Below are 12559 nucleotides of genomic sequence, written 5' to 3'. Positions count from 1 at the left end.
GTCGGCGCAAAGCGCCGGGTGAGGGTTCTCTCCTCTTGGGGGCTCTCGCTGCGGAGGCACCCCACCCCAGCCCTCCCCCGCAAGCGTAGGCCTATCGCATATGACAGCGGGAGGCTGCCGGATGAGCTCGGCCTGCATGGTTCGAGACGCCCGCTTTGGCGGGCTCCTCACCATGAGGGTCTAATATCTCGCCGCAAAACGCGACCTCATCCTGAGGGCCCGCCGTAGGCGGGCGTCTCGAAGGATGGGCCGCAAGCAAGCTGCCCGCCACGCTTTTCCTCATATGCGATAGCCCTGCCCGCAAGCGGGAGAGGGAGCGCACCTTGGGTGTGGCTCGCAATCAGAAACCAATTTTCATCGTGCTCAGCCCCGTCCATCCGACGCGGTCGGCCGCCACACCAGCAAACGCCGCTCCACCAGCGAGACCCCGAAATCGATCAGGATGACGAAGGCCGACAGCACGAACATGCCGGCGAACACGCCGGCGACGTCGAACACGCCTTCGGCCTGCTGGATCAGATAGCCGAGACCTGCGGCCGATCCCAGATACTCGCCGACGACCGCGCCGACCACGGCAAACCCGACCGAGGTGTGCAGCGAGGAGAACATCCAGGACAGCGCCGAGGGCCAATAGACGTGCTGCATCAGCTGCCGCTCGCTCATCCCCAGCATGCGGCCGTTATCCAGGATGGTGCGGCTGACCTCCTTGACGCCCTGATAGACGTTAAAGAACACGATGAAGAAGACCAGCGTCACGCCGAGCGCGACCTTGGACCAGATGCCGAGGCCCAGCCACAGCGCGAAGATCGGCGCCAGCACGACGCGCGGTAGCGCGTTGACCATCTTCACGTAAGGATCGAACACCGCAGCAACCAGCGGCTGGCGTGCGAACCAGAAGCCGATCAGCACGCCGCCGATCGATCCGATCACGAAGGCCAAAATCGATTCCACCAAGGTGATCCAGAGGTGCTTCCAGATCACGCCGGAAGAAAACCATTTGACGATCTGGCTGAATACGTCGACCGGGTTCGAGAAGAAGAACGGCGGCAGCAAAACCTTGCCGAATATGGGAACAGTCGAGAGCAATTGCCACAGCACGAGACAGACGACCGCGACCAGCACTTGCAGCGAGAGCAACGTCACGCGCGTCATCAGACCGCCTCCGCCGCTTGCGTGGATTGCGCGTAGCCCTTCATCACCTCATCCTTGAGCACGCTCCAGATCTCGCGATGAAGCGCATGGAACTCCTTTTCCAGCCGCACTTCGAAGATGTCGCGCGGGCGCGGCAGCGTCACAGACCAGTCGCCGATGATGCGCGAGGACGGCCCGGCTGACATGATCACCACACGGTCGGCGAGCGCGATCGCCTCTTCCAGATCATGGGTCACGAACAGCACGGCCTTGCGGTCGGCGTTCCAGAGATCGAGCAGCAGATTGCCCATCACCTGACGCGTCTGCGCATCGAGCGGCCCGAACGGCTCGTCCATCAAGAGGATCTTTGGATCGCGGATCAGCACCTGCGCCAGTGCCACGCGCTTGCGCTGGCCGCCCGAGAGCATGTGCGGATAGCGATTAGCAAACGCCCCGAGACCCACCGAAGTCAGCCATTTCTGCGCGCGCGGAAGCGCCTCGGCGCGCGGGGTGCCCCTGACTTCCAGCCCGATCGCGACGTTGTCGAGCGCAGTTTTCCAGGGGAACAGTGCATCCGCCTGGAATAGATAGCCGGCATCCCGGTTCAGCCCTGCGAGCGGCCGGTCGAACACGTTGACGCTGCCGGCGGCGGGCCTCAAGAGGCCGGCCGCAACGTTGAGCAGCGTCGATTTTCCACAGCCGGTCGGCCCGACGATGGCGACGAACTCGCCCTGCGCCACCGTGAGATGGGCCTTCTCCACCGCGGTGTAGACCCGCCCGTCCCCCAGCCGGAACGCGACTTTGGCATCCTCAAGGGCCACTGCCGTGGGCATTGTCATGTGTTTCCTCCGAACCCGGATGATGCCTTAGCCTCTGGCGCGGGCAAGTTCAATGAACCGGCCAAGCGTGCTATGCATGGGGTCTTGCCATCCCCGCCGTCCATGGGCGGATCAGCGAAGTGAGCCCCGCCCGATGCATTCCAGGCCGATGATTGGCTATGCGCGTGTCAGCAAGAGCTTCGGCCCCACCAAGGCCGTGGACGACGTGTCGCTGGACATCGCCGAGGGCGAGTTTGTGGCCGTCGTCGGCAGCTCGGGCTCGGGGAAGACGACACTGCTGCGGCTCGCCAATCGGCTGATCGAGGTCGATGGGGGCACGATCACGGTCGAGGGCGAGGACGTGCACAACATCAATCCCGTCGCGCTGCGGCGGCGGATCGGTTACGTCTTCCAGAGCGGCGGACTATTCCCACATCTGAGCGTCGCCGACAATATCGGGATCACGCCAAAGCTGCTCGGCGCGCCCGCGGCCGACATCGTGACGCGCGTCGACGAGCTGCTCGAGCTCGTGCAGCTCGACCGCAGCGCGCATCGCGACCGTCTGCCCGAGACGCTCTCCGGCGGCCAGCGCCAGCGCGTCGGCGTGGCACGGGCACTTTCGGCACGCCCCCGCATCGTGCTGATGGACGAGCCATTCGGCGCGCTGGATCCCCTCACCCGCGACGCGCTCGGCGAAGATTTTCGCGAACTGCATCGCAAGCTCGGTCTGACCACCGTGATGATCACCCATGACATGACGGAAGCCATTTTGCTTGCCGACCGAATCGCAGTGATGCGCAGCGGGACGCTGCTTGCGCAGGGCACCCCGGCGGAACTCACGGAGAGCGGCGACGATTACGTGCTGGAGCTGTTGCGGACGCCACGGCGCCAGGTCGAGCGGCTGAATGCGCTGTTGCCACAGAGCGGTGCGGCATGAGCTTCATCGGCGATCCGCGTTGGGGCGAGGCGCTGTCGCATCTGCCCGACTATCTCGGTAACCACGTGCGCGTGAGCCTCGCCGCGCTGGCGCTCGGCTTGATTGTCAGCCTGCCGCTGGCAATCCTGACGCGCAACCGCCCCGCGCCGCGCGGCGTCCTGCTCGCGCTCGCCAGCATCGTGCAGACCGTGCCGGGACTGGCGCTGCTCGCGCTGTTCTACCCGCTGCTGCTGGCGGCGGCGTCCGTGTCGCTCGCCTTGTTCGGCGCCTCCTTCTCCGCGTTCGGCTTCCTGCCCGCGATGCTGGCGCTCGCGCTTTATTCGATGCTGCCGGTGCTGCGCAACGGCATCACCGGCTTGAACGGCATCGACCCGGCGCTGATCGAAGCCGCCAAAGGCGTCGGCATGACCGCACGACAATCTCTGGTCATGGTCGAGCTGCCGCTGGCGCTGCCGGTGATGATGGCCGGCATCCGCACCGCCGCAGTCTGGGTGATCGGCACCGCGACACTGTCGACACCGATCGGGCAGACCAGCCTCGGCAACTACATCTTCGCCGGGCTCCAGACCCAGAACTGGGTGTTCGTGCTGTTCGGCTGCGTCGCCTCGGCGCTGCTGGCGCTCGCCGTCGATCAACTGCTCGGCCTGATCGAGAATGGACTGCGCCTGCGCAGCCGCCTGCGCTCCGGGCTCGGTGCCGCGGGCATCCTGGCGTTGGTAGCGGCAACGCTGGTGCCGTGGGTGGCGCGTTCATCGCCGGGATACGTGGTCGGCGCCAAGACCTTTGCCGAGCAATATGTGCTCTCGGCCCTGCTCAGGGAGCGCCTGCAGGCGTCCGGTCTCCCCGCCACTGCGCGCTCCGGCCTCGGTTCGAGCGTCATCTTCGGTGCGCTGAAGGCCGGCGACATCGATCTCTACGTCGATTATTCCGGCACGCTCTGGGCCAACCAGCTGCACCGTACGGATATCAAGCCACGCGCGGAGCTGCTCGCGGAGCTGAAGGCCTCACTCGCCAAGGAAAACGTCACCTTGCTCGGTGAGCTCGGCTTCGAGAATGCCTATGCGCTGGTGATGCCGAAGCAGCGCGCCGAGGCACTCGGCATCCATAGCATTGCCGATCTCGTCGGGCATGCATCGACGATGTCGATCGCCGGGGACTACGAGTTCTTCTCGCGGCCCGAATGGGCGGCGCTGCAGAAGGCGTATGGCCTTCAGTTCCGCGCCCAGCGCCAAATGCAGCCGGACTTCATGTATGCAGCGGTCGCCAGCGGCGAAATCGACGTGATCGCCGGCTACACCAGCGACGGGCTGATCGCGAAATACGATCTCGTGGTGCTCGACGATCCCAGGAACGCCATTCCGCCTTACGATGCAATCCTGTTGCTGGCGCCGAAGCGCACCGGGGACGAGCAATTGCAAGCGGCACTCAAGCCGCTGCTCGGCAAGATCGACATCACCACGATGCGCGAGGCGAATTTGCGCGCGGCCGGCAATGACGCGACCTCATCACCAGATGCGGTGGCGAAGTGGCTGTGGGGGAAGATCGGAAAGCAGTAGAGACATGCCGTTCGTTCAGTGTCGTCCTGGCGAAGCGCGTCAGTGCACTAAAGTCCCCGGATCATCCCCGCATTGATCAGCAGCCGGTTGAGCCGCTTCGCCTCGGCGCCATCCTTGCAGCCGTAGAAAATACCCCTGCAGCGGAGCATGATCTCCTTCTGCTCGGCGAAGGACGGGTCGAGCGGGATGCCGGCGGCTTCCTGGATCACCAGCGGCAGATAGGGACCGTCGACCGTGTCCATCACCGCATCGCTCTTCACCGGCTCGAAATTGACGGCATCGATCGCGTAATAGGTCCCATAGAGGCGCGGATCGTATGCATCGAGCTTCTTGCCGAGGCCGCCTTCGTCGAGCCCGGGCTCGAGGATCTGCGGTGCGAACTCCGGCTGATGGTCGCCGTAGCGCACGATCAGGAAGGGCTCCCCTGGAAAGGTCTTTTTCAGGCCGGCGATGAAGGTCCTGTACTGCTCGGCGCTGATGGCTTGCCCGCGCAGATATTCGTCGATGGAGGGCGTATTGCCAGGCGCGCGCCAGTTCGGCATCAGCTCGGGGCGGAAGCGCGTTTCCCATGGGAAATGATTGGCGCCGAGATAGATGAAGGTGAACAGTGGCTTGTTCGGCGACCGCGTTCCCATCAACTGCAGCGCCTTGTCGTAGAAGAAGCCGTCCGGCTCGACATCCTTTGCGCCGAGATCCTTGGCGTCATAGAAGCGCTCGATGCCGGTGGTGAGCTGAAAGCTGCGTGCGCTCATGAAGGCGCCATAGGCGGGATAGAGCGACATCGTATCATAGCCGCAGCGGCGTAGCGCCAGCGGCAGGCCCCGCTCGACGCGGCCCGTCGCGATGCGCGTCACGAAATAGGCGAAGCGGCCGAACGAGCGCGACGAGAGGCCGGCGAGCACGTTGTACTCGGTGAACCAGCTCGGCCCGCCATTGCTCTCGGCCAAGAAGGTGCGCTGCTTGCCGTCGTAGGATTTGAAATGGCTGCCATAGCCCGGCGGCACCTTGATGCCTTGAGCAGCGCGGATGTCGAAACTCGACTCATCATGGATCATGATGATGTTCGGCCGACGGCCCGCGGGATGACAGGCATCAACCAGCGGCATGTTGAGCCGCTCGTTGGTCGACGCCGCCGATTCCATGAAGCCATATTGCGCGAAGTCGGAGACCGCACTGACACCGGAGCGGAAGAACTTCGAGAGATAGCCGTCGTCGTAATAGCCGCGCCAGGCCTCGTCCGGATGATAGAGCGAATAGCCAACGAGCGCGGCGAGACAAGCGAGCTTGCAGGCGAGCGCCGGCAGACGGCGGATGCGGAACGGATCGAGCCACCACAGCGCATACATCAGCGGCAGCGTGACGAAGCCGGTCAGGATCACCGACCAGCGCAGGTTCGGGAAAATCGTGAACAGGAACGCGACCGTGTCGCGGTCGATCATCATCAGGTCGATGAAGTTTGCGGTCATCTGCACGACGTCGTGCTTGAGCCGTGACAACAGCACGAGCACGACGACCATGGTCAGCGACAGCGCGCCCGAAAGCGCAGGCCGCCGCAGCAGCGTGATCCAGAAGAAGTTGAGGATGCCCCAGGCCAGCACGAAGGACAGCCGCGCGCCGAAATCGGTCTCGGTCTCGTACATCAGGGCCAGGGCTGCGAGATGCGGCGCGGCAACCGCAAGCAGGCGCCAGATGCCGAGCGCGGCAACGCTCGCCAGAACGGCGGTGGCGGCAGAGGGACCTGGATTGGGCGCGGACGCCATCGACAACACGCAACAGCTGGTCCGGCGGGCTAATGCCGAGCCTGTCAGACCGGCCTGCGGCGTTCGGCGCAGCCGGAAGTCTGCACCGTGTCATAAAACTGTAATTGAACGGTCATCGACAAGCAACGCAGGTCGCGGTCCGACCTTCGCTTAATGTTAGTGACGAGCGAATGGGCCGCACAGGCCAGGGCGCTAGCGCTTGGTGATCCCTGCAATGAACAGATCGATCACCCCTTCCGCCATCCGCTCGATCTCGCCCTCCTCCACACCCCAGCGCTGAAAGTGGCCATCGAGCTTCATCCTAGCAAAACCGTACACCAGGGCACGGCCGGCAATCTGGATGCGCTTGAGGTCGTCCGACCGCAGCAGGCCCTGCTCCGCCGCGTCAGCCAGCATTCGCTCCGTCAGCGCGATCAATTCGGAATTGTCGCGCGTCAGTTCGGCCGAACTGCCATGGGCGAAGTAGCTCCCGGTCGAGATGATCTCGAAATGCGCGGGATTGCGCATCGCCCAGCGCAAGTAAGCGAGGCCGAAGGCGCGGAAGCGAGCCAGTGGCTCTGCCGGCGACGCCTGGCCCAGCGCCGCCTCGATCTCGGTGCGGAAGCGCTGCTGCGCTTCCTCGGCCGCCGCCGCCATTAGCGCATCGCGGGTGGGGAAGTGCCGGAATGGCGCCCCAGGCGACACCGCAGCGCGGCGCGCCGCCTCGCGGACCGAGACCTTGGCGCCCTCGGCCGCCAGTTGCAGCGCAGCGTCGATCAGGACGCGGCGGAGGTCTCCGTGGTGGTAGGGCCGGGCCTCGGCCGCGCTGCGGCCGCGGCGAAGCTTGGGTGTGGGGCCGGTGGGCATGAAGCTTTCTAGCATCACCCTAACGTGAATGTAATCAGCGATTACACCATTGACGACCACGCGGCCCCGAAATGTAATCGATGATTACATAACGGGGAGACATCACTATGCCGCAACGTCAAAGCTGGTTCGAGGGCTGGCGGCTGCTTGCCGCCCTCGCCTTGAGCCTCATCGCCTTGAGCCTGTGGATTGCATCGATGCGGCAGTTCGAGATCGACGGCGTGCGCATGGTGATCCGGTTTACGGCACGAAGCTCGCTCATTCTGTTCTGCCTCGCCTTCGGCGCCGCTTCGCTGGCGCGGCTTTGGCCCAATGGCTGGACACGCTGGCAGTGCCGCAACCGGCGCTACCTGGGCCTGAGCTTCGCGGCCTCCCATGCCATCCACGCGGTTGCGATCGTCGCATTCACCAAAATGGATCCTGCCGGCTTCGCGGAGGCCACCTCGGCCGCCTCCTACATCTTCGGCGGCATCGGCTATGCCTTCATCATCGCCATGAGCACGACCTCATTCGACCGCACGGCCGCACTGATCGGGCCACGCGCTTGGCGCGCATTGCACCTCACAGGTGGCTACTATCTCTGGTTCCAGTTCATGGTGTCGTTCGGTAAGCGCGTCCCGGCTATGCCGCTCTATGCCGCATTCCTCATTCCGCTGCTCGCCGTGATGGCCCTGCGGCTGATCGCGATGGCCGCCCATCCGCGCGGACGGATTGCCGAGGCAAGCTGAGCGCCAGGCTCAGCCCTGCGGCAGCAGCCCGAGCCGCTTGGCGATGATGCGGTCCAGCGTCCGCTTCGGCAACACAGCCCCGATCAGATAGCGCAGCCGGTCCGGCGTGATCTGGTAGCGCACCTTGGGACTCGAGGCCGTCAACGCCTCGAACACGATTTCGGCGATCCGCTCGGCGGGCAAGCCCTTTGCGCCGAGCTCCATCATGAAGGCCATGACCTTGTTGAGGGCAGGCAGATAGGGCGAGTTCTGGTAGACTGAGAGATCGATCTGCTCGGCCTTGCTCCAGATCGGCGTCTTCACCGCGCCGGGGCGACGATGATCACGTCGATACCGAACAGCATCAGCTCGCGCCGCAGGCTCTCCGACAATCCCTCGATGGCATGCTTGGAGGTGCAGTAGGGCGCCGACAGCGGGTTGCCGTTCTTGCCTGCGACCGAGCTGATCATCACGATCCGCCCCTTCGGTCCCTTCAGCGACGGGTCGGCGCCGAGCAGCGGTCCGAACGCCTGCGTGGCGATGACGGGGCCAATGACGTTGATGTCCATCTGGCGGCGGAAATCATCGGCCGATAGTTCGAGGACGGGTCCGGCGACCGCAATGCCGGCATTGTTGACGAGGCCGGCCAGCGTCTAACCGCCCAGCGCCTCACGCACCTGGCGCGCAGCCGCCAGCACGGCGGCCTCGTCGGTAACGTCGAACAGCAGCGGCGTGAAATTGGCGCCGAACTCCCCTTTGAGCCGGTCGGCGTCGGCCTGTTTGCGGACGCTGCCGAAGACGCGATAGCCGCGCCCGATCAGAAATTTTGCCGTGGCCCAGCCAATGCCGGTGGACGCGCCGGTGACAACGACAGATCGCATGGCCTTCTCACCTCGAGTTCCCGGGATCATGCAGGAGGAAGGTGGCGGTGCGCAATGCCGCCCAGCTCTCAGGCCGACGCAGCAGAACTTGGTTCTTAAGATGAAGCGGCGCGCAACGTCGCGAAATGAAGATTGATTGCATCCTGAAAACGCGGATGAAGAGCCGAATCGTTGACTCTGAAGACGCTGCGCTTTTAGCGATCGCGACTTTCTGAAAAAATTCTGAAAACGACGCGAGACCAAGAATGTGGATTAAGCGTCAGTTCTTCGCGCTCCGACGACGCTTCAACACGCGAAGAATTTGAATGAAGCAGCAATGCTTGGCGCGAGCTGAAAAGAGCGAGACCGCTGGCTTGCGATATTGTTCAGATATAGTCGCGAAGGTTTAAAATTTGGTTTTGATGAGCCAAGCTTGTGTTTTTGGCTCTCGTGTCCCGGACAAGGCGCGACGCGACGCAGAGCCGGGACCCAGGGGCCGCATGGACCCCGGATCAGCAGCGCATCGCTCACACGCTGCGCTGCGTCCGGGGCACGACGACCTAGTTCTTGCTCTTGTCGACCAGCGCGCCCTTCTTGATCCAGGGCATCATGTCGCGCAGCTTGGCACCGACTTCCTCGATCGGGTGCTCGGCGAGCTTGGCGCGGGTCGCCTTGAACGAGGTCTGGTTGACCTTGTTCTCGAGCATCCAATCACGGGCGAACTTGCCGGACTGGATGTCGTTCAGAACCCGCTTCATCTCCTTCTTGGTCTCGTCGGTGACGATGCGCGGGCCGGTGACGTACTCGCCGTACTCCGCGGTGTTGGAGATCGAGTAATTCATGTTGGCGATGCCGCCTTCATAGATCAGGTCGACGATCAGCTTCACCTCGTGCAGGCATTCGAAATAGGCCATCTCCGGCGCATAGCCGGCCTCGACCAGCGTCTCGTAGCCGCCCTTGATCAGCTCGACCAGGCCGCCGCAGAGCACGACCTGCTCGCCGAACAGGTCGGTCTCGCACTCTTCCTTGAAGGTGGTCTCGATGATGCCGGCGCGGCCGCCGCCGACGGCGGAGGCGTAGGACAGACCCAGGTCATGGGCGTTGCCTGAAACGTCCTTGGCGATCGCGATCAGGCAGGGCACGCCGCCGCCGCGCTGATACTCCGAGCGCACGGTGTGGCCGGGCCCCTTCGGCGCGATCATCAGCACGTCAAGGTCGGCGCGCGGGTCGAGCAGGTTGAAGTGGACGTTGAGGCCGTGCGCGAAGACGAGGGCTGCGCCTTTCTTCATGTTGTCATGCAGGTGCTCGCGGTAGATGTCGCCCTGGAGCTCGTCCGGGGTCAGCATCATGACGAGGTCGGCCCATTTGGCGGCTTCGGCGACTTCCATCACCTTGAAGCCGGCGGCTTCCGCCTTCTTGGCCGAGGCCGAACCCTTGCGGAGCGCGATCGCGACTTCCTTGACACCGGAATCCTTCAGGTTCAGCGCGTGGGCGTGGCCCTGGCTGCCATAGCCGACGATGACGACCTTCTTGCCCTTGATCAGGTTCAGGTCGGCGTCGCGATCGTAATAAACACGCATGGTCATTTCCTCATTCAGGGGCCGGAATCGGCCGTTGGTCAGATCTCGGAGAGTGAAATTTGCGGATTTCGGGGGCTGTCTAGAGCATTTTCGGTCCCCTGGGAAACCCGTTTCTGCATGAAAAACTGCGGCATCATGCATCCATGAAAACAGGGTAGAGCGAGGCCAGCAGCAGGATCGCCATCAAGATATTGAAGACGCGTACCAGCCGCTCGGAGGTCAGGACCGGTCGCAGCGCGGTACCGAAGAGGGCCCAGACCACGGTCGAAACCGCGCCCACGAGCAGGCTGACCAGGGTCTGGATCGCGATGTTGAGCGGGAATTGGGCGATGGCCGCATAGGCGGTGATGGTGCCGATCACGATCACCCACCCCTTTGCGTTGATCCACTGGAACATGGCCGCGCCCCAGAAGGTCATTGGCCCGCGGCCGCTTGCCTCGCCCGGCTTGGCCGGGCCCGACAAGGCGATCACAGCGGCGAGGTAAACCAGGTAGGCGGCGCCGGCATATTTCAAGATGGCCTGTAGGATCGGATAGGCCAGAAACACGATGCCAAGCCCAAGGCCGACCGCGGCAATCATGAACGCGAAGCCGAGGACTATGCCGACGATGTGGGGGACTGTGCGCCGGAAGCCATAAGTCAGCCCCGAAGACAGCAGCATGATGTTGTTCGGCCCGGGCGTGAAGTACATCACCGCCATGAAGGCGAGGAAGGCATAGAGCAGCGAGTGGGACATATTCACCTCACACAGCTTTCGGCAGCGCCCGAGGACGCCCCGCCAAGACCATCACTGCGATGCCGCCGATCACGGTGAGCATGCCGGCGAGTCGCAGAGGCCCGAACCTCTCACCGAACACGATGCTGGAGGCGGCCGAGCCGACGAACGGCACCAGCAATGCGAACGGCACCACCTGCGCAGCGGGATAGTCGCGCAAAAGCCGGCCCCACAGCCAATAGGCGATGCTGGTCGAGATGCCGCCGAGCGCCAGCATGCAGAGACCGGCGGTCGGCGACATATGGGTCAGCGATGCCCAAGTCGGCGCCGGGCCATTGGCGATCAGCGCCAGCGCGAACAGCGGCACGGCTGATGCAAGGCACAGCCAGGCGAACAGATCGAACATCGGCACGCCGCGGGCGCCGCGGAGCAGGAGATTGCCGACGGCGAAGCTGACCGGCGCGACCATCAGAATCGCGAAGGCGCCGACGCTGAAATCATAACCGACGGTGCCGCAGATCATCAGAAGGCCGATTGCTGCGATGACGATGCCTAGCGTCTGCGCCGGTGTCGGACGTTCGCCGAATGCGACCGCGGCAAAGCCGATGGTGAACAGCGCCTGACTCTGCACGACGACACTGGTGAGCCCCACCGGTACGCCACGGGCGATGCCATAGGCCTGGCTCAGGAACTGGCCGAGAAACAGCGTGAAGCTGATCGCGATCAGCAGCGGCCAGGCGATCTTCGGCTTGCGGATGAACAGGCACGGCGCCGCCGCGATCATGAACCGCAGCGCCGTCATCAACTCCGGTGAAAGTTCGTCGAGCGCGATCCGGCTCGCCACGAAGGCAAGGCCCCAGGTGATCGCCACCATGAGGGCGATGAGAATGTCGGCCGGCTTCATTGTTGTTCTCGGTTCTGCTTTGTCGTGCAGCCCTGTTTGTTGTTCTGGTCTAGCCTTGCTCGCCGGCTTTCGGTTTTCGCAGCAGATACGTGCCGTGCATGGGCGCGTGGTAGTCGGCCGAGACCAGGGTGAAACCGACGTCGGTCAGCAGCCGCTCCATCACCCAGCCGAAGGTGGAATATTCATCACGCATATGTGTGACCACGCTCTCGCGTGAGAAATCGTGGTTCTTGATCTGGTAGTCGGCCCATTGCTCGATGTCCCGCTCGGATGCGTCCGGCATCGATACGTAGACGATGTCGCGCAGGTAAAAGCTCGCACCCGGCTTCAGCGCGCGATAGATCCGCGACATCGCCACCGCCTTCCAAAAATCCGGCAGGTGGTGCAGCGTGAATTCGCTGACGATCAGGTCGTAGGATTCCGCCTGGTAGGCGAAGCTGAGCAGGCCCGCCGACTGCGTCGCGACCTTTGCTTTGCGGTCCCGCGCATAGATTTCGGCGAGCGCCAGCATCGCCGGCGAGATGTCGACGGCGTCGACCTGCGCACCCATCAGCGCCGCTTCCGTCGCCAGCACGCCATGACCGCAGCCGATGTCGGCGATCCGCCAGCCGCGCTGCACCCCGAGCATCCTCAGCGCGGCGCGCGCGCGCAGATCGGCGTCATCGTGACTGTCGTAAATAGAGGCGACCGCGGGCCCGATGCCCATCCGGTTCCGCTCGTTGTAGTACCAGTCGCGCGCCAGCAT

At 63.9% G+C, this 12559-nt stretch carries 11 protein-coding genes and 1 pseudogene; 3 read left to right on the top strand and 9 right to left on the bottom strand.

Annotation, left to right across the window (positions count from 1 at the left end; translation table 11 throughout):
- Positions 1 to 363 precede the first annotated feature (363 nt).
- Positions 364 to 1152, bottom strand: a complete 789-nt coding sequence (locus IVA82_RS05365) for an ABC transporter permease (protein ID WP_247385191.1) — start codon at positions 1150 to 1152, stop codon at positions 364 to 366.
- The gene (locus IVA82_RS05360) at positions 1152 to 1970 is read right to left on the bottom strand and encodes an ABC transporter ATP-binding protein (RefSeq protein WP_247385189.1); all 819 of its coding nucleotides are present in this window, start codon (positions 1968 to 1970) and stop codon (positions 1152 to 1154) included. The genes IVA82_RS05365 and IVA82_RS05360 overlap by 1 nt, the downstream gene beginning before the upstream one ends.
- 133 nt (positions 1971 to 2103) lie before the next feature.
- On the opposite strand from IVA82_RS05360, the gene IVA82_RS05355 reads away from it, so the two are divergent.
- Together IVA82_RS05355 and IVA82_RS05350 are read left to right on the top strand one after the other, a co-directional pair.
- The gene (locus IVA82_RS05355; RefSeq protein ID WP_247385187.1) at positions 2104 to 2886 is read left to right on the top strand and encodes an ABC transporter ATP-binding protein; all 783 of its coding nucleotides are present in this window, start codon (positions 2104 to 2106) and stop codon (positions 2884 to 2886) included.
- The gene (locus tag IVA82_RS05350; protein ID WP_247385185.1) at positions 2883 to 4442 is read left to right on the top strand and encodes a glycine betaine ABC transporter substrate-binding protein; all 1560 of its coding nucleotides are present in this window, start codon (positions 2883 to 2885) and stop codon (positions 4440 to 4442) included. The genes IVA82_RS05355 and IVA82_RS05350 overlap by 4 nt, the downstream gene beginning before the upstream one ends.
- A gap of 47 nt (positions 4443 to 4489) precedes the next feature.
- Here IVA82_RS05350 and IVA82_RS05345 read toward each other — a convergent pair whose 3' ends face one another.
- Together IVA82_RS05345 and IVA82_RS05340 are read right to left on the bottom strand one after the other, a co-directional pair.
- Positions 4490 to 6202, bottom strand: a complete 1713-nt coding sequence (locus tag IVA82_RS05345) for a sulfatase-like hydrolase/transferase (RefSeq protein ID WP_247385183.1) — start codon at positions 6200 to 6202, stop codon at positions 4490 to 4492.
- Between the two features lie 192 nt (positions 6203 to 6394).
- Positions 6395 to 7048, bottom strand: coding sequence for a TetR/AcrR family transcriptional regulator (locus tag IVA82_RS05340; RefSeq protein WP_247385182.1), 654 nt, complete (start codon positions 7046 to 7048; stop codon positions 6395 to 6397).
- 107 nt (positions 7049 to 7155) lie between these two features.
- Between IVA82_RS05340 and IVA82_RS05335 the strand changes: the two genes are divergently transcribed.
- Entirely contained in the window at positions 7156 to 7776 is a 621-nt protein-coding gene (locus IVA82_RS05335; RefSeq protein ID WP_247385180.1) for a hypothetical protein, read from the top strand.
- A gap of 9 nt (positions 7777 to 7785) precedes the next feature.
- Here the strand turns inward: IVA82_RS05335 and IVA82_RS05330 are convergent.
- The 5 genes and pseudogenes from IVA82_RS05330 to IVA82_RS05310 form a co-directional block, all read right to left on the bottom strand.
- A pseudogene (locus IVA82_RS05330) lies at positions 7786 to 8636 on the bottom strand (SDR family oxidoreductase).
- A gap of 539 nt (positions 8637 to 9175) precedes the next feature.
- Positions 9176 to 10195 (bottom strand): ketol-acid reductoisomerase, encoded by a 1020-nt coding sequence (gene ilvC / locus IVA82_RS05325; RefSeq protein WP_148740630.1) that lies wholly within the window; start codon positions 10193 to 10195, stop codon positions 9176 to 9178.
- 133 nt (positions 10196 to 10328) lie between these two features.
- Positions 10329 to 10931, bottom strand: a complete 603-nt coding sequence (locus tag IVA82_RS05320; protein ID WP_247385178.1) for a LysE family translocator — start codon at positions 10929 to 10931, stop codon at positions 10329 to 10331.
- A 7-nt stretch (positions 10932 to 10938) separates the two neighbouring features.
- Positions 10939 to 11814 carry an EamA family transporter gene (locus IVA82_RS05315; RefSeq protein ID WP_247385177.1) on the bottom strand — a complete coding sequence of 292 codons (876 nt, stop codon included), beginning with the start codon at positions 11812 to 11814 and terminating at the stop codon, positions 10939 to 10941.
- A gap of 49 nt (positions 11815 to 11863) precedes the next feature.
- Positions 11864 to 12559, bottom strand: coding sequence for a class I SAM-dependent methyltransferase (locus tag IVA82_RS05310; RefSeq protein WP_247385176.1), 696 nt, complete (start codon positions 12557 to 12559; stop codon positions 11864 to 11866).

Origin of the sequence: Bradyrhizobium sp. 142 (assembly GCF_023074015.1) — a bacterium.
Lineage (GTDB): Bacteria > Pseudomonadota > Alphaproteobacteria > Rhizobiales > Xanthobacteraceae > Bradyrhizobium.
Note: the sequence above shows the minus strand (reverse complement) of the source record. Positions and strands in the feature narration are given on the sequence as shown.